Source organism: Deinococcus taeanensis (genome assembly GCF_020229735.1).
GTDB lineage: Bacteria > Deinococcota > Deinococci > Deinococcales > Deinococcaceae > Deinococcus > Deinococcus taeanensis.
In genome coordinates this window covers 346,912-362,712 of record NZ_CP083457.1, presented here as the reverse complement: position 1 = coordinate 362,712, position 15,801 = coordinate 346,912, and the positions used below count along the sequence as shown (strand labels likewise).

Genomic DNA, 15,801 nt, shown 5'->3' with positions numbered 1-15,801 from the left:
AGCGGGCATGTTGGGGGCTCGCTATAGATTACGGCATGTCCACTGCAATTCAGAACCTTGATGGCCGGGCGCAGGCCATTGTTGACGCGCAGCAGGCGCTGGTGAGCCTCCAGCCAGGCCAGGATGACCTGCCGACCTGGTTTCAGTCCTGGAATCGACTGAAGTTGAAGATCCAGAACCTCTGGTTGGAGCAGATCGTGGCCCAGCACACCCAGCCGGACCAGGAGGAAACGGAGGTGCTGCACCGCCGGTTTTCAGAACACTGGTTACCCCAGATGGAACGTCTGGACGGTGCGCTTCAGCAGCAGGCCCTGGACAGTGGCCTGGCGGGCCTGCACCCGGCCGTGGCCGCCGCGCTCGCGGAGGAACCGGAGGCCTCACCGCGCCTCCTTGAGCTGCGCACTCAGGAGCGGCAACTGTTCAAGGACTACCAGAACATCGTGAGCCAGCAGCAGGTGGAGTACGCCGGTGAACACCTTACGGTGGCGGCCGCTGAGGCGCGGTTGCGAACGACCCTGGAGCGGAGCGAGCGTGAAGCGCTCTGGCGCCGGATCAAAGCTGCTGAACTGGCCTGCGCACCCGCCCTTGACGCGCTGTTCGGGCGACTGCTTCAGGTGAGGCGGGACATTGCTGTCGAAAGCGGCCACCCGAACTACGCCAGCCTCAACTGGGCTGACCGGGCAGATACGATTGCCAGCACCGAAACGCTTCTGGAAGCCATCGGTGAGGTGTTCGAGGGGGTGGAACGGGGCCTGCAGCAGCACAGGGCTGAGGCACTGGGCGTGCAGACCCTGCGGCCCTGGGATCTGGATGTGGCCCTGACGTCCCCCACGACCTTCCAACTGCCGATAGAAGAGTACGTGCCCACCGCAGAGCGGGTCCTAAACCGCCTGGACGTCCAGTTTGGTGATGTGGTCAGGCAAATCCGTGATCATGGTGGATTTGACCTCGCCCCTCGGCCTGGGAAGCCGAATGGCAACATCTGTGCTCACTACATGGATGAAGGGCGGTCTGTCCTCATCTGTAATTTCTCCGGCGGCGTTGAATCATTCCGGGGTTTACTGCACGAATTAGGCCACGCCTCGCACCATCACAGCATCTCCAGCGTGCCGGATCACGTGTTCTGGGACTTCACGGGCTTCTGGGAAGTGCAGGAGTTCTACGCGTTCGTGTTCACCTATATCGGATTACTGGAGTTGTTCGAGTTGCACGCGGTGAGTGATGACGAGCGTCGGTGGTACCTGCGTTCCACAGTAGAACGGATCATGGAGCGTTTCAGTGATGTCGAGGAACGAACCCGACTGGAGCTGTGGCTGTATCAGCAGGAGCCTCCCACCACCGACGAGATCGGCGCCGAGTACCGGCGGCTGACCCGCACGGCCGAGGTGGACTGGACCGGACTGGACGAGATCTTGGATAAGCGCTGGCAGAAGCCTCACACCTTCAAGTACGCCTTCTACAACATCGACTATGCGATCGCTATGCTCGCGGCGCTGCAATTCGTGCACGCGTACCAGCAAGACAAAAGTGCGGCTCTCAGGCGACTGAAGTGCAGTATGCTGCTGGGCGCAACCGTTGGAGCGAAGAGGATTTTTGCTGAGGCCGGGATCACCTACCCATTTCAACGGGCTCAGCTTGAAATTGCCAGATCTGTTCTCGAAGGTTGGTTGTCGTAAAGGAGCTCAGAATGAAGAAATTGCTTGGGTATACTCTCGTACTTCTGATCGGTCTGGGCTCGGCATACGCTGCCAGTACAAAGGGCCATGTGCTTAAAGTTGTGACCAACGGTTGTTGCGCGACGGTCAACGCCGATAAGGATTGACCGCAGCTCCTATTGAAACATAGGTGATAGATGGATGTTTACGCGATTGACCTCGAATGCTCGCAAGTCTTTCAGGACTGGTTCATAGAGCAAACCGAGCATGCGGTCACGCCTGAACAGCTTGTGGATGCGCTGGAGGGAATTGGCTCGGATCATGCTTACATCCGTGCGCTTATCCTGTCCTACTGGCGGAGTACGCCGCAATACGACCGTTTGTTGAAGCGGTGCCTGACTCTCAACAATCCCATCGCCAATGAGATTGCGAAGGGATTCGCGGTTTACCAGCGCTCAGTCAAAATCATGATGGAGGGCGGGGCGCATATGCATGCCCGCCTGGCAGAAATGCGTGGCGCGCTGGATTTTTCATTGAAGCGGCTATCAAAACTGCCGATCACTGATCTTCTGATCGAGACACAGATCGGAATCTATATTCCAAAAGCGATCCTTTATCTCAACGAGCAGAACTTTGAGGAGGCCCTCCAATACGCCTCCCAGGGACTGTTTCTTGCGGAACAGATCAATGGGGCCGTCTCGGTTGCTCGGGCTAGGGCCACCCTGATCTCATGTCATTCCGCTGCCGGTCACGTGGAGACGACGATCGCTCTGGCCCAGGATGACCGGCGCCAACATTTCCGGTACGGGTGGCGTTTCACCGAACTGGCGCTCGCCAACAGCCTGTTCGTCCTGGGTAACTATTCAGAAGCAGTCTCGACGTTGACTGATTTGACGCAGCGAGCCGACGGGGTCTATCAGCAGCGCGCTTTGTCACTCCTCCAGCGGAAGGCCGCATTCTGGGGCGTGGGTGGTCTCGATGGTGACGTGTTTCCCACCCTTCTGGGAGAAGAGCCATTCGGCTGGATGACTGAGGCGATGCGCGAGATGATGCGCGCCACAGCCCTTCCGCGCGAAGGTAAGGAAGCGGAGGAACGCGCCACGCACTTTGCCAACGCCATCCACCTCTGTCGCCTCGCCGAGGACGAAGGCCTCCGGGTGTATCAGTGGCAACGCATTTTCATGAAATGGGTGACCGCGACAGCGCATCTGGCCCGTGGGGAATTCTCAGCGTCGGCTGGAGCACTTGAGCGAATCGGTGACGTCCCGTCTGAAATGTTCGACCTGAGGGTGCTGTCACTCGGCGCGGGCTTGGAACTGGCGTTGACCTGGGCCGCTCCGGGGAACTCTTCCGTCGCCGAGTTTGAGGCCAAGTTGCGGCTTGTCTTCGCGGAGGTTGAGGCCCTGCGGTATGCCAGCGCACCCGGCCTGGCGCGACTGCTGCAGCGCTGGCACCCAACGGCGGCTGCCTATCTGGCGCTCATGCCGGAGCCGATTGGTGCGTGCGCCTTCGCGCTCCGCGGTGTGATGAAGGTGGGGCAGCAGAACGTCGTGTTTGATGACGTGGTGCTCCCGCCGGTGTACGCCTGTGATCTGGTCCTCCGGGCCCTGGACTTTGACCTGCGCCGTGATTTCTCGTTCGTGCAGAGTGACCCAGGTGGGAGCCGACGCAAAAAGAAGGAACTGCTGCATCAGTCGGATGAGGTCATGGTCTGGAGACAGCCCATTTCTGCTGTTCGGATTGCGTACGGCCTGTTGACGCACCGCAAGGAGGCCTACCACCTGCGCGCCCGGTCGATTATCCAGAGCTATGGGATTCGCCCGAGTACCGCAGCGCTTTATCCGATGATCGGCGCGTTGGAGGAGGTCGAGCGCTCAGTTCGCGCCCTCCTGGACGGCCACCTGACCACAAAAGGACTGGCTGCGAGGATGCTGGAGATCAGCTGATGTGCCCCTGCCGCGTCTCCGGAGTCGCCCCGAAAGGCGGCTCACATTTTTTGCTCATAAAATAGTCGCCTCCTGGTCGGTTGGCTTTTTCACACTCGCTTTACGATCCATTCATGGGGCAAGTACTGCACAGTGGTCGGGGGAGCAAATTCACGCTCACCAGACGTACTCCGTCAACCATCCACCCCTTTTCCACCAAACCTCACATGCAGCGCGCCGAACAGGATTCTGCCCTCCATATCGAGTTCATCCTGCCGGAGGACCTGCGAGGGACAGCTGAGGCGCGGGTGCTGTGTAGCCAGCATCTGAGTGAGCTGTTCGACACGGAATTGACGGCCGGGCAGCGTGGGCGACTGCTGTACCACCATCTGCCCAACTCGGCGAACAATCACTATGTGCTGTCTTTGTTCGACGGGACCCTTGTGGCCCAGTCCAATACGCTAAGCAGTAGAACAGGCTGTGACCCCCTGATTGCGGGCATGCTTCGTCGTGGCTTTGCCGTGCGCCTCCTAGACCAAGCTGAAGGTCACAGCAAGCAAGTCGCCCTGCACACAGCGCTCACTCAGCGGGATATGGCCGTACTTTCCTTGGAGTGTTGCCCAGAGTCGACCCATCCACAGATCACCAGCGTGCTGCGCGAGGCTTTGAGGGCACACATCTACTTCTATGTCCTCGATTTTGAGCGCCTGCCTGACCGTGATGTCCTCACGCAGAGCGCGAGCTGCGCTTACACGCTCAGCCTGCTGATGCCCGGCGCTACAGCTGAAACGGTCTGGCGTGCTCAGCAGGCGCTGTTTGAAATGAATGGCGCCCTGGCAGGCCCCCTGAAGCGCAAGGCGAAACGCGGAAGTGAAGCGCCACTGCCGGCGCAGCCACGTCTCAGCCACTGGGGCAGCACGTACACCATTGCCGATCTCATTCCCGCATAACCAGGTGCCTATGTCTCCAGTACTGACGCTCTACCGAAACGCTGTTCTCTGCGCGCAGCAGCAGGACTGGGATCTCGCTACGGCAGCCCTGGACGCCGCGTACAATGCCGCGCCTCCTGCTGAACTTAGCCTGGAAGATTGCCGGACGCTCAAACGCCACAGCGACGACCTGGCCCTCGTGGGTCAGCACCTGCCTTGCCTGACCCCGACCATTCAATTGTTCAGCCGATTTCTTTCGATTTCCGCCTGAGTTGTCAAGGGCAGATGATCGTCTCTCATTGACCAATCTGGTCCACAATCAATAATCATGAACTCCCACGACGTCGCCAACGCTGAACTGATTGACCTGTTGAAGGCATCACTTGAGGCGCAGACGCCGCCGTTGACCGATCAGGACGAGCGAGAGACGCTGGAAGATCAGGAAATCGGGGACGTGCCTCAGCCGCTGAACTCGTGATATTCTGCGTGTAGGACGAAGAGGAGGTGGCACGCATGACCGTACAGGATTCTCCCATTCTGGCCCAGGAGCGTCGGCGTAAGGCCCTGGAGCACGCCCGGCATGAAGCGCGCCTCGAAGGCCTGCACATCGATCCCGCGTTTGAGGGTCACCTGGACGGGTACGTGCGCGGTGAGTTGAGCGCGGATGAGGTGGTCGAGCGCCTGAAAACGGCCCCACTTCCAGCCCGCCGCCCCTGACCGGCTGCCCGTGGCCGCCGATCCTTACCTCCAGGAGAACGGCACCTTCAAAAACCGCCTGGGCATCACGGACGCCGCCGAGTTACAGGCCCGCGAGACTGCCATCAGCAGCGTGCGCCTGGCCCAGATGCAGCAACTGGAGCGGCCGGTGGGCCGCTTTGATCTAGACCACCTGCGCGAAATCCACCGCCGCGCGTTCGGTGACGTGTACGAGTGGGCCGGGAAGACCCGCGGCGAGTGGACCACCATCGAGGGCGAGCGTTTCATGCCCCCTGCAGGGCTGATGAAAGGCGGGACCCGCTTTGCGGATGGCCCCATGGTCGAGCCCTTCCTGCGGGACACCTTCCGCCAGTTGGAGCGAGACGACCAACTGCGCGGGCTGTCCGGGCCGGAGTTCGCGGGGAAGGCCGCTGAGCTGATGGGGGACATGAACGCAGCCCATCCCTTCCGCGAGGGCAACGGCCGCACGCAACGCGAGTTCATGCGCGAGCTGGGGGTTGAAGCGGGCCACCAGCTGAACTTCTCGGTGGTGAGCCAGGCGCGCATGATCCAGGTCAGCATTGAGTCTTCCCGAGGAGACAACGAGGGTCTGCGCCGGATGCTGCTGGAGATCAGCGACCGCCAGGCGGTTAGGGCCTTGCAGCAGGCCGAACAGGCTCTGGAGAAGCGCGGGCAGGACTGGAATGGGCTCTACGTGGCCACCACGACCAAAGGCCAGCAGTACGCCGGCGAAGTGACCTGGAAGGGGCGTGAGCTGTCCGCCGTGCAGGACGGAAGCCGGGTCATCGTGGCGCCGACGCGCGAGTTGGGGCGCGGCCTGCAGGAAGGACAGACGGTGCAGTTCACAGCGAGCGGCCGTACGCAGGGGATGGATCTGGAGCGCTAACTAGCTCTGGCGCATGTGGTCTTTGAGACGATCATCCGCCCATTTTCCGTAGGTTCGAGCAGTCTGCACGTCGCTGTGCCCCAGGTGTTCGGCGACGTCCTGGAGTTGGAAGCCAGCCCTCACCAGGCGCGTCCCGGCGGTATGTCGCAGCGCATGCAATCCCAGGTACGGGACACCTACCCGCTTGCAGAGCGTCCGGAGCCGGGCGCGAGCGGCCTCTGGCGTTCGGCCGATCACCAAGGCGTCCGGCGCCTGCACGCCCAGGTCCCGCAGGTCCGCAAGCAAAGAGGCGGACAGCAGCACCCGGCGCGTCTTGCCACCCTTGCCGTTCACCACAGTCAGTGCTCCCCCATCGAGGTCCACGGCGCCCCAGGTCAGGCCCGTAATCTCTGAAGCGCGCAGCCCAGCGATGCCCCCCAGTCGCAGGAGCACGCGCATTTCTACGGGGGCCGCGTCGAGCAGCTGCTGCACGTCGGCGTCCGGGTAGGGTTGCCGCTTGTCCCAGGGGCGGCGCTTGTCCTTCTTGGGTTTGGTGTCGGTAAACGGTGTGTCTTTGGTGGCCTTGGCCCAGCGCAGAGCGGCATAGAGGGCTCGCGCCCCGGCGAGCAGGACCCCGACGCTGGCTGGAGACTTGCCCGCGGCCTCCAGGGAGCGCACCCACAGATCCGTGTCTTCCCCTTCCGGGTGGAGCACTTTCACGGCCTGGCCAGCAGCGTACTCCAGCCAGGTCCTCGCGCCGAGTCGGTACTTGCGCAGGGTCTCAGGGCTGACGTGCCCGTGGGTGCGGATGTGGTGTGCTTCCAAGAGGTCGAGGAGGGTAGGGGTGTCCTGACTGGCGACAGCCGCGACCGCTCGGCGCCGGCGTTCCTCTGGTGGCAGCGCGGCCCAGGCGCGAGACGGCGCCAGTGCGCCGTGCCGGTAGAGGTCCAGTGTCACGGGTGGACGCGACTCACAGCGACAGGTGCAACCGCAGTGCCGCGTCAAGCTGTCCCATCAGGGCCGCTGGAACGGCTCCGACGGGCGCTGGCCCCAGGCGACTGAAACTGATGGTCCGGATCTGCTCGGCTTGAGCCTTGCTGTCCTGATCCAGGCCGGTCTGTTCAGCGGGCAGCAGGACCTGGAAGTCGTACACCCGGGTGACGTTGGAGGTCAATGGCACGACGGTGATGGCACCGGCCCCGAGGCGGTGGACGGTGCGGTTCAGGCTGTTGGCGCTGACGATGACCACGGGGCGGCGTTTGTTTGCTTCGCTGGCGCGCGCGGGGTCGAGGTCGGCGATATAGATGTCACCGCGCTGCATCGGTTCCGTCCAGGCCGTCGGCGGCGGTGTGCTCCCAGAGGTCGGCGTCGCTGCTGTCCTGCCACTCACTCAGGGCGGCGGCGTACTGGGCTTCCAGTTCCTGGTCCCGCAGAAGGGTCAAGGCCTGAGCCACCACTTCCGAACGGGAGCGCAGCTGGTGGGTCTCCTGGTAGTGCGCCATGAACTCCAGGAGTGAAGCATCAAGACTTACACTCATCTTCCCAACAGTCATGCAGCTATTTTATCCTACTTTAGGTAAGAAAAATAGTATGGGGATAATAATTGGGTCTTTCTGGTAACTCCGATTACCAGAAAGGTACTCACTTTTTGGGACACCTGAGCTGATAAAGTGTCCCTATGTCAGATAGTGGCCCAAGGGGTCAAGAGGTTCACAACGCGAGCCTAGGGCCAAAGTACCGGGTGATTGTGCCCAAAGCTATTCGTGAAGTCCTCAATGTCGGAGAGGGGGACACCTTGCTCTTCGTGGTGGAAAACGGAACCGTGCAGGTCACTTCCCGCGCCCAGATGATCCAGGCCCTGCACGGGAGCACGCCTGACGAGGGGAATACCGATGAGTAAGCTGGCCGACGCCGCAGCGCTTCGGGCCTACCTCACCGGAGGCGCCGGGGCAGAGGCCGTCCGCGCCGCACTCTCCGAAGGGCAGGTGCAGGTGAGCAGCGTCACCGCGGCCGCCGTGGTGAGCCGGTACCCCACCGGCAGTGCAGGCGCCAAGAACGCCACGCTGCTCCTGCAGAGCCTGGTGCACCTGGTGCCGTTTACCCCAGACGACGCCCTGCGCGCGCCAGGAGCGCCGGACGTGGAAGGTGCAGCGGTCCTGGCCACCGCCCGCCGCCTGAACTTAACGGTCCTCACCCCCTGCGCCGAGCTGGCCGCCGCCGCCGAAGCGGCGGGGCTCCCCGCAACCCTGATTGGAGGTGCCCCATGACGAGCAGCGCCCGTCCCCGTGCCCGCGTGAAAGCCGCTTCGCCCGCCGCCCCAACCGACCGGCCCGCACCTGCCAAGGCGCAGTCAGGGAAGGAGACGCAGCCGGTCCGTGTGCCCGAGCCTCAAGCCACTCCACCGGCTGCGCCAACGCCATCCGCCCGCACCCAGCGGCGGAGCGAGCGACCCGACGTGCTGGCCCAGGCCGCGCAGCATGATCACGTCGCCGTGACAGCCGCCGGGGTGCTGCACCAGGAAGACGGCGAGCTGATGTTCACGGCCAAAGACGCCCGCTGGCCTGTTCACCCCGCTCCTGGCCTGACGGTGCCGGAGGCCGGCCTTGTGGTGCAGGCCCTGCTGTGGCCCCGCACCGATGAGACGGGACTGGTCACGACCTGGACGCTGGGGCGGGCGAAGGCGGAGGGCAAGGCCGCCAGTGTCGGCGCGCTGCGGGCCTGCGGCACCCTGACCGGGCGACGCGGAGAAACGTTCACCCTTCGGGTCACGCCCAGTAAGGCGGGCAGTGAGCCCTTCGAGGTGACCTTCCGCGCCACGGGCCGCCTGGTGGCGGCCCTGCCGAAAGCGGGCGGGCGTCTGGTCGTGCACGGCCGGGTCGTAGACGGCACGCTGCACGCTGTACGGTTCCATGCGGAGCAGGCATGGACGCAGAAGGAACCGCAGCCCGAGTGACGGCCGCGACCGCCCCAGCCCGGCCGGTGATTTCGTCGGCGGCTCCAGCGCAGGCGTACGTCCCGGCTTTTGATGGGTTGCGCGGGGTGCTGGCGCTGGGCGTGGTGCTGTCGCACTTCACGCTAATGACCGTCAACCCCTTCGATGACCTGGCCCGGCCGCTCGCCGTGTGGGAGCACCTGTGCTGGTACCTGGGCGCACCGGCCGTTGACGCCTTCTTCGTGCTGAGCGGGTGGGTCAGGGCGGTCTTCAGGACGCGCTGAAACCACTGCTCCCGGGCGCCAGCGTCCCCGAACACCCGCACGAAGTAAGGCTCGAGCGCCCGCAGGTCGAGCAGCGTTTCGATCACATCAAAAACCACAACCTGGGTCATGCTGGTCCTCCTGTTCCTGGAAGTGACTCGTTTTTCGGGAGTTCCAAGCCGCGCGTGTCTGCGACCATGGTCCCATCTTTCCGGTCATCAGACGCTCAGTCCCGTGAGGCTGGCCGCCATTCCCGGGCACGAAACGTCTCATCGAGCGGCGTGTTGAATACGTGATTGGCGTAGTTACTGATGGTTTTCACCGACAGCCCCAGGATGATCCCCAGGATATGTTCCTCCCGGTACCCAGCGTTCAGGAACGCCTGGGCGTCCGTCTGGCTGGGCCGGCCCCGGGTGTCATGCATCACCCGGGTAAACATCCGGAGGGCCTCCAGTTTGGGGTCCTGAACCGGCTGCCCCTCACGAATGGCGTCGGTCACCTCGCCCGGAACCTTCGACAGGTGATCGGCAATAAACGAGTGCGCGCCGGCACAGTACTCGCAGCCGTTTTCCACGCTCAACGTCAGAAACACCACTTCCTGCTCCACGGGCGTGAAGCCGGCCGCCTTGCGGAAACGCTCGTACCCGTACAGGTAAGTGTCGAGCAGCGCGGGCTGGTTCGCCATCATCAGGTACATATTGGGCCGCCGGCCCTGGGCGCGCGCCAGTACCTCACGCGCTTCAGAGGTGGTGTGTTCGGGATCGACGGGAGGCAACTTCAGGTGGTAGGGCTCGGTCATGGTGGGTCTCCTTGGGTGTGGGGCCGGGTGCGGCCGCCGTCAGGACACGGCGCGAAGCGCAGGCCACTGGCCGCAGCGAGACTGAACTGCTCCGAAGGAGGAACGCTCAAGCGCCCCCTTCTGCGTCATCACCCGCCCCATCGTTCGCCTCCCTGAGCTTGCCAGGGGCCGCAGGATCACAGTGTTGGGCACCCAACACGGAACTTCGCCGGCCCTTTAGAAAGCATTTAGGTTTCGGCCCAAAGCCGGCCGCGCCCCGTGCCGATGTTGGCTGGATGACATCCGGCGTTCCGCCCATGGTGTTCGATGGAACCATGTCATACGACCATTCGAACGCCGCGCGTCTGGCCGGTGAACCAGAGGCAGGGCCGCCCACCCGCGGTGGCGTGATCATCGGCGCTGGTCAGGCGGGCGTGCCTCTGGCCAGAACCTTGAGCGAACAGGGGCAGCGAGTCCTCCTGATCGAAGCCGAGCATGTCGCAGGCACTCGCGTAAATGAGGGATGCACGCCCACCAAGACCATAATCGGTGTCCCTGATGAACCGCGAGAGGCCGTATGAGCCCAGGTCCGGCGGCCCTGCCCTGGACGTTCTGGCTGTCCGTGCTGCCCGCAAGCCTATACCTCGCCATGGGGCTCGTGGAAGTGAGGCTGGGCAGCTTGTACCACATGGCACTCGCGCTCGGGCTCGCCGGTCTGGTGCTGTACAGTGCCCGAATGATGGACCGCAGGCAAGCGGGGCTGACCGTGGTGCTGCTGGCCTACGGCCTTTACCGGCTGGTCCAGGACGTCCGTGTCATCACGGGGTAACCGGGTGCGCAGGGTTCCGGCTGGAAGCAGGCTTCCCAGGGCCGTTCCGGCCCTAACCCACCGACGCGGTGGCCCGCTTCACGCCCGGCCTCACTGGGCGGCCACCCGCTGGACGTGCCCTGAGGTTACCGATGCGTGCTGAGGCCTCCCCACCCCCACTCCTCCAGTTCCGGCCCGGCTCCGCGGGCGACTGGCTGCGCTTCATGGGTGGGGGCCGCGCCCTGCTGTGGCAGGCGGCTCACGAACTCCGGAGCCTGCCTGTGGCCCTCACCCCGCGCCAGCGGGACGACGCGCAGAAGCGGGTGAGCGCGCGCCTGCTGCGCCACCTGCGTGTCCGCCTTCACCTTCACGGCACCGCACGGGTGGGGGCTGGCCCTTATCTGGTCATTGCCCTACACGAGAGCGTCGTGGATGTGCTGGCCCTGTTGCAGCTGCCGTTGCCGCTGCGCTTCGTGGCGCGCGAGGAGATCTTCACCTGGCCGGGGGTGGGGCCCGCCATCACCCGGCTGGGCCACGTGAGCATCGACCCAGAAAGTGGCTCCGGCGGGTACCGTCATTTGCTTCAGCGGGCGCGGGCGATCACTGCGGAGGGGGAGAGCCTGGTGCTGTTTCCGCAGGGCACCGTGCTGGGTCTGGACACCGACTTCCAGCGGGGGGCGTTCGCTCTCGCCAAGCACCTGAACCTGCCGATCCTGCCGGTGGCCCTGACGGGTGCCCACCGCGTGTGGGAGCACCCGTTCAGCCCGGTGCTCCGCTACGGGCAGCCGGTCGGCCTGCGGGTCCTGCCAGAAGTCACTCAGGAGAAGGTGCGCTGTACTTCAGCCGAAACGCTGCGCGTGCATCTGCGCCGCCGCATGAAGGCGGCCGCGCTGGACGGCCGCCTGCCCGCCCCCCGTCGGTACGATCCGGAGCGGGACGGGTACTGGCATGGGTTTCACTTCAGCATCGACCCTGACTTTCCGCAGGTGCAGGCCCTCGTTGCGGCCCACCGGCGCACCCCACCTGGAGGAACCCCATGAAGCATGCCCTGGCCCTGACCTTAGCCCTGATGGGCATGACCCTCGCCGCCCCCAACCCCGCCAACTGGACCCAGGTGCTCAAAGAAGCGCGGGGGCAGACCGTCAACTTCTACATGTGGGGTGGCTCGGACAACATCAACACGTATGTGGATTCCGTCGTTGCGCCCGCCCTCAAAAAACTCGGGGTGACGCTGCGGCGGGTGCCGGTCACGGATACCGTGCAGGCGGTGAACAAGGTGCTCGGCGAGAAACAGGCCGGCAGGAACCGGGGCGGCGGCGTGGACCTCATCTGGATCAATGGGGAGAACTTCCGCACCGCCCGGCAGGGCAAGCTCCTGCTGGAAGGCTGGGCCGAACGGCTGCCCAACGCCCGGTACGTGGACTGGCAGAGCCCCGCCGTCCGCAACGACTTCGGCTACCCGGTGAACGGCGCCGAGTCCCCCTGGGGCAGCACGCAGTGGCAGTACGTGTACGACAGCGCCCGGGTCAGACCCGCAGAGCTGCCCCGCAGCTTCAAGGCCCTGGCTACCTGGGCCAGGGCGCACCCGGGACGCTTTACCTTTCCGGCCCCTCCAGCGTTCTACGGCAACCGTTTCCTGCGGATGGCGCTGTTCGAGTTGGCGGGGGGCCGTGAACCGTTCGCCGCCGGTTTCAACGAGCAAGTCTGGCAGGCCAAATCTCCCCTATTGTGGACGTACCTGAATGACCTCAAGCCCCACCTCTGGCGGCAGGGACGAACCTTCCCCACCGACATCGCGCAGCAGTACAGCCTGCTGGCGAACGGCGAGGTGGACTTCGCGTTCGTGCAGAACAAAGCGGGGATCGCGGCGGAGGTCCGCAGCGGTCAACTGCCGAAGACCGCGCGGGTGTACCTGTTTGGCGCAGGCACCATTGCGGACGCCCACTACGTTGCGATTCCCTACAACGCTGCGCACCAGGCAGGCGCGATGGTCCTGGCCAACCTCCTGCTCGACCCGGAACTTCAACTGAAGAAACTTTCGGGGGACGTGTGGGGGGACGGGCTGGCCATCAATCCGGCGCGGGTCGGGCGGGCGTTCCAGTCACGGGTGGGGCAGGCCCTGCGCCCCGGTCCGTACACGCTTGATCAGACGCTCCTGGCCACGCGCGCCGTGGGCGACGTCGCTGCCGAGTACGACCGCCGCGTGCAGCTGGGCTTCACGGAACGCTTCCTGAAGTGACGCGCCGACTCGGGTACCTGCCGGCCTTGCTGGTCACGACCGGACTGTTCGGTGCGGGTCTGCTCCTGGCGGCCGTTCAGAGCCTGGGCGGGCTGCCGGTCACCGGTGAGGCAGACTGGAGCGTGGCGGCGTACCGGGCCGTGTTCAGGTCGCACTTTTTCTGGTCTGCGCTTGGCATGAGTGCCTGGATAGCGGGGGCCGGGACGCTGGCCGCAGCCGCGCTGGGCACCCTGGCCGCCCTGGTCCTGTGGCGGCTGCGCGCGGGAACCATCCTGCGCTTCCTGTTCGCCTGGAACCTGCCGGTGCCGCACGTGGTGGGCGCCTGGATCACGTTGCTGCTGTTCTCTCAAAGTGGGCTGTGGTCGCGGCTGGCCCACGCTGCCGGCGTCACCCGGACGCCCGCCGACTTCCCGGCCCTGGTGAATGATCCACTGGCGGTGGGGGTGCTGCTGGAACTTGCCTGGAAAGAGGTTCCGTTTGTGGGTCTGGCCGTCCTGGCGGCCCTCACCCGCTTTGACCGGCGCCTGCTGGACGTGGCGCGCAGTCTGGGCGCCTCCCGCTGGGTCGTGTTCTGGCGCGTGGTGCTCCCGGCCGTGCAACCGGCGCTCGTGTCGGCCAGTCTGCTGGTGTTCACCTTCGCCTTCTCGTCTTTTGAGGTGCCGTACCTGCTGGGCCCGACATCCCCTGCCACGCTTCCCGTGCTGGCCTACCGCGCGTTCAGTGACCCCGACCTCACCGCCCGGCCGATGGCGATGGCGCTGTGCGTGGTCATCGCCGGGCTGGCGGGCCTGGTGGTGCTCGCCTGGGCGCTCCTGAGCCTGCGGGGCCGGGGGCGGCCGTGAGGCGCACCCGCCGAATACTGGGCGCCACGCTCGTGATCGGCGGCGCCCTACCGCTGGGCCTGCTGCTGGTCTGGTCGTTCAGCCGGCGCTGGTACTTCCCGGCGCTCCTCCCGCAGGAGTTCAGTCTGCACGCCTGGACGGCGCTGCTGGCCCCGGCCGGACCGGTGTGGCCCGCCCTGAAGGGGAGCGCCTGGGTGGGGGGTATGACGGCGCTGCTCGCCACCCTGATCGCGTTGCCTGCCGCCCGTCAGCTGGCCCGGGAGCGCCCGCTGCCCCGCGCCGTCGTGGGGGGCCTCATTCTCGCGCCGCTGGTGCTGCCGACGTTTGCGGGCGTGATGGGCGTGCAGGTGGCGTTGATCCGGCTGGGGGTGGCCGACACGCCCGCCGGCGTGATCGCGGCGCACCTGATTCCCGCCACGCCGTACGCGACCGTGCTGCTGACCGGCACGTTCGAGGGGTACAACGCGCGGTTCGAGGAGGTCGCCCGGACGCTGGGCGCCCGGCGCCGCGAGGTGGTCACGCGGGTGACGCTGCCCCTGTTGCTGCCGGGTGTGCTTGTCGCGGCGCTGCTGGCGTTCCTGGTGTCGTGGAGTGAGTACCTGTTGACCCTGATTGTGGGCGGCGGGCAGGTGGCCACGCTGCCTGCGCTGCTGTTCGCCTCCGCGCAGGGCGGGGACTACGCGCTGACCGCGGCCCTGAGCGTGGTGTACGTCACGCCCGCGCTGCTCATCTTCAGCCTGGTCGCCTGGAAACTGCGCGGATGGCCGGCGTGAATGGGCTCGCCTTGCAGGGCCTGCGCAAACGGTACGGCCCGGAGGCAGAGGTGCTGCGGGGCCTGAGCCTGGAGGTGGGCGCGGGTGAACGCTTCGCGCTGCTGGGTCCTTCCGGAAGCGGCAAGACGACCCTGCTGCGGCTCGTTGCTGGTCTTGAGCTGCCCGACGAGGGTGACGTGCACATCGGCGGGCAGTCCATGCGGGGCGTGCCCGCCGAACGCCGGGAGCTGGGCGTTGTGTTTCAGGAGCCGCTGCTGTTCCCGCACCTGACCGTCGGTGAGAACGTGGGGTTCGCGCTGCGCCTGCGCGGGGAGCGGGGCCGGGCGTGGCAGGTTCGGGTGGACGAAACCCTTGAACAGGTCGGCCTGGCCGGCTTCGGTGCGCGCCGACCGCAGGGGCTCTCCGGAGGGCAGGCGCAGCGCGTGGCGCTCGCCCGCGCCCTGATCACGCGCCCCCGGGTGTTGCTGCTCGACGAGCCGTTCAGCGCCCTGGACACGCCCCTGAGACGTGACCTGCGCGCCTGGCTCGCTGCGCTCCAGGAGGCGACCGGCACGACGATGCTGTTCGTGACGCACGACCAGGAGGAGGCCCTGAGCATCGGGCAGCGCATCGGCCTGCTGCTCGGCGGCACGCTCGCGCAGGTGGGGGCGCCGCAGGCCTTCTACACCCGCCCGGCGTCCGTGGATGTCGCTGCGTTTTTCGGCGGTGTGAACTTTATTCCAGGGCAGCAGCGGGGCCAGGAGGTGCGGACCGGGCTGGGCGTGTTCCAGGTGGGCGTGGCGCGCGAAGGCCCGGTCACGCTCGTCATGAGGCCCGAAACCATGCACCGGGCGCTCGGTGAGAATGCCTTCCAGGGGGAAGTGATGGCCTGCGCGTTCGCCGGGGGGTTCCAGCGCGTGACCTTGCGTGCCGGGCCGCAGACGCTGGTGTGGCACGCGCCTGCGCATGAAGCCGTCGTGGTGGGTCAGCAGGTGACGTTGTCCTGCCCCGCCCCAGGCTGCTGGACAGTTCCACGCGGGAGCGTGGAGCACCCCCCCGGAGGATCCTCATGACCCCCAGGCCGGTTTTCACCACC

22 protein-coding genes are annotated in these 15,801 nt (G+C 65.5%); 18 read left to right on the top strand and 4 right to left on the bottom strand.

Annotated elements, in window-relative coordinates; all coding sequences use genetic code 11:
• The first annotated feature begins 35 nt into the window (after positions 1-35).
• From LAJ19_RS17470 to LAJ19_RS17440, 7 genes are all read left to right on the top strand, one after another.
• Entirely contained in the window at positions 36-1,676 is a 1,641-nt protein-coding gene (locus tag LAJ19_RS17470; RefSeq protein ID WP_225523766.1) for a M3 family metallopeptidase, read from the top strand.
• 176 nt (positions 1,677-1,852) lie between these two features.
• The gene (locus LAJ19_RS17465; protein WP_225523765.1) at positions 1,853-3,601 is read left to right on the top strand and encodes an ATP-binding protein; all 1,749 of its coding nucleotides are present in this window, start codon (positions 1,853-1,855) and stop codon (positions 3,599-3,601) included.
• 206 nt (positions 3,602-3,807) lie between these two features.
• Positions 3,808-4,530 carry a hypothetical protein gene (locus LAJ19_RS17460; RefSeq protein ID WP_225523764.1) on the top strand — a complete coding sequence of 241 codons (723 nt, stop codon included), beginning with the start codon at positions 3,808-3,810 and terminating at the stop codon, positions 4,528-4,530.
• A gap of 10 nt (positions 4,531-4,540) precedes the next feature.
• Positions 4,541-4,780 carry a hypothetical protein gene (locus tag LAJ19_RS17455; RefSeq protein ID WP_225523763.1) on the top strand — a complete coding sequence of 80 codons (240 nt, stop codon included), beginning with the start codon at positions 4,541-4,543 and terminating at the stop codon, positions 4,778-4,780.
• Positions 4,781-4,837: 57 nt separating this feature from the next.
• Positions 4,838-4,987: a hypothetical protein gene (locus LAJ19_RS17450; protein WP_225523762.1), complete on the top strand. Its 150-nt coding sequence runs from the start codon at positions 4,838-4,840 to the stop codon at positions 4,985-4,987.
• Positions 4,988-5,022: 35 nt separating this feature from the next.
• Positions 5,023-5,226 (top strand): antitoxin VbhA family protein, encoded by a 204-nt coding sequence (locus LAJ19_RS17445; RefSeq protein WP_155300869.1) that lies wholly within the window; start codon positions 5,023-5,025, stop codon positions 5,224-5,226.
• Between the two features lie 10 nt (positions 5,227-5,236).
• Positions 5,237-6,112 (top strand): Fic/DOC family protein, encoded by an 876-nt coding sequence (locus LAJ19_RS17440; RefSeq protein ID WP_225523761.1) that lies wholly within the window; start codon positions 5,237-5,239, stop codon positions 6,110-6,112.
• Here LAJ19_RS17440 and LAJ19_RS17435 read toward each other — a convergent pair whose 3' ends face one another.
• The 3 genes from LAJ19_RS17435 to LAJ19_RS17425 are packed head-to-tail and all read right to left on the bottom strand — an operon-like array spanning position 6,113 to position 7,644.
• Entirely contained in the window at positions 6,113-7,048 is a 936-nt protein-coding gene (locus LAJ19_RS17435; RefSeq protein ID WP_225523760.1) for a tyrosine-type recombinase/integrase, read from the bottom strand.
• A gap of 13 nt (positions 7,049-7,061) precedes the next feature.
• On the bottom strand, positions 7,062-7,412 hold the full coding sequence (locus tag LAJ19_RS17430) for a type II toxin-antitoxin system PemK/MazF family toxin (protein ID WP_225523759.1): 351 nt from the start codon (positions 7,410-7,412) through the stop codon (positions 7,062-7,064).
• Positions 7,399-7,644, bottom strand: coding sequence for a ribbon-helix-helix domain-containing protein (locus tag LAJ19_RS17425; protein WP_225523758.1), 246 nt, complete (start codon positions 7,642-7,644; stop codon positions 7,399-7,401). The genes LAJ19_RS17430 and LAJ19_RS17425 overlap by 14 nt, the downstream gene beginning before the upstream one ends.
• Before the next feature lie 125 nt (positions 7,645-7,769).
• Between LAJ19_RS17425 and LAJ19_RS22185 the strand changes: the two genes are divergently transcribed.
• The 4 genes from LAJ19_RS22185 to LAJ19_RS17405 are packed head-to-tail and all read left to right on the top strand — an operon-like array spanning position 7,770 to position 9,307.
• The gene (locus tag LAJ19_RS22185; RefSeq protein ID WP_225523757.1) at positions 7,770-7,991 is read left to right on the top strand and encodes an AbrB/MazE/SpoVT family DNA-binding domain-containing protein; all 222 of its coding nucleotides are present in this window, start codon (positions 7,770-7,772) and stop codon (positions 7,989-7,991) included.
• Positions 7,984-8,358 (top strand): PIN domain-containing protein, encoded by a 375-nt coding sequence (locus LAJ19_RS17415; protein WP_225523756.1) that lies wholly within the window; start codon positions 7,984-7,986, stop codon positions 8,356-8,358. Before LAJ19_RS22185 ends, LAJ19_RS17415 begins: the two co-directional genes overlap by 8 nt.
• A complete protein-coding gene (locus LAJ19_RS17410; RefSeq protein ID WP_225523755.1) occupies positions 8,355-9,044 on the top strand; it encodes a hypothetical protein in 690 nt (229 codons plus the stop codon). Before LAJ19_RS17415 ends, LAJ19_RS17410 begins: the two co-directional genes overlap by 4 nt.
• Positions 9,041-9,307 (top strand): acyltransferase family protein, encoded by a 267-nt coding sequence (locus tag LAJ19_RS17405; protein ID WP_225523754.1) that lies wholly within the window; start codon positions 9,041-9,043, stop codon positions 9,305-9,307. The genes LAJ19_RS17410 and LAJ19_RS17405 overlap by 4 nt, the downstream gene beginning before the upstream one ends.
• 205 nt (positions 9,308-9,512) lie before the next feature.
• Here the strand turns inward: LAJ19_RS17405 and LAJ19_RS17400 are convergent, their stop codons facing one another.
• Entirely contained in the window at positions 9,513-10,085 is a 573-nt protein-coding gene (locus LAJ19_RS17400) for a carboxymuconolactone decarboxylase family protein (protein ID WP_225523753.1), read from the bottom strand.
• A gap of 275 nt (positions 10,086-10,360) precedes the next feature.
• On the opposite strand from LAJ19_RS17400, the gene LAJ19_RS17395 reads away from it, so the two are divergent.
• From LAJ19_RS17395 to LAJ19_RS17365, 7 genes are all read left to right on the top strand, one after another.
• The gene (locus tag LAJ19_RS17395; protein ID WP_349774848.1) at positions 10,361-10,645 is read left to right on the top strand and encodes an FAD-dependent oxidoreductase; all 285 of its coding nucleotides are present in this window, start codon (positions 10,361-10,363) and stop codon (positions 10,643-10,645) included.
• Entirely contained in the window at positions 10,642-10,893 is a 252-nt protein-coding gene (locus tag LAJ19_RS17390; RefSeq protein WP_225523751.1) for a hypothetical protein, read from the top strand. Before LAJ19_RS17395 ends, LAJ19_RS17390 begins: the two co-directional genes overlap by 4 nt.
• A 131-nt stretch (positions 10,894-11,024) precedes the next feature.
• On the top strand, positions 11,025-11,912 hold the full coding sequence (locus LAJ19_RS17385) for a lysophospholipid acyltransferase family protein (protein ID WP_225523750.1): 888 nt from the start codon (positions 11,025-11,027) through the stop codon (positions 11,910-11,912).
• Positions 11,909-13,111 (top strand): ABC transporter substrate-binding protein, encoded by a 1,203-nt coding sequence (locus LAJ19_RS17380; RefSeq protein ID WP_225523749.1) that lies wholly within the window; start codon positions 11,909-11,911, stop codon positions 13,109-13,111. The genes LAJ19_RS17385 and LAJ19_RS17380 overlap by 4 nt, the downstream gene beginning before the upstream one ends.
• Positions 13,108-13,953, top strand: coding sequence for an ABC transporter permease (locus LAJ19_RS17375; RefSeq protein ID WP_225523748.1), 846 nt, complete (start codon positions 13,108-13,110; stop codon positions 13,951-13,953). Before LAJ19_RS17380 ends, LAJ19_RS17375 begins: the two co-directional genes overlap by 4 nt.
• Complete coding sequence (locus LAJ19_RS17370) at positions 13,950-14,726, top strand: ABC transporter permease (RefSeq protein WP_225523747.1); 777 nt, start codon at positions 13,950-13,952, stop codon at positions 14,724-14,726. Before LAJ19_RS17375 ends, LAJ19_RS17370 begins: the two co-directional genes overlap by 4 nt.
• A complete protein-coding gene (locus tag LAJ19_RS17365) occupies positions 14,714-15,778 on the top strand; it encodes an ABC transporter ATP-binding protein (protein ID WP_225523746.1) in 1,065 nt (354 codons plus the stop codon). The genes LAJ19_RS17370 and LAJ19_RS17365 overlap by 13 nt, the downstream gene beginning before the upstream one ends.
• The last annotated feature ends 23 nt before the right edge of the window (positions 15,779-15,801 follow it).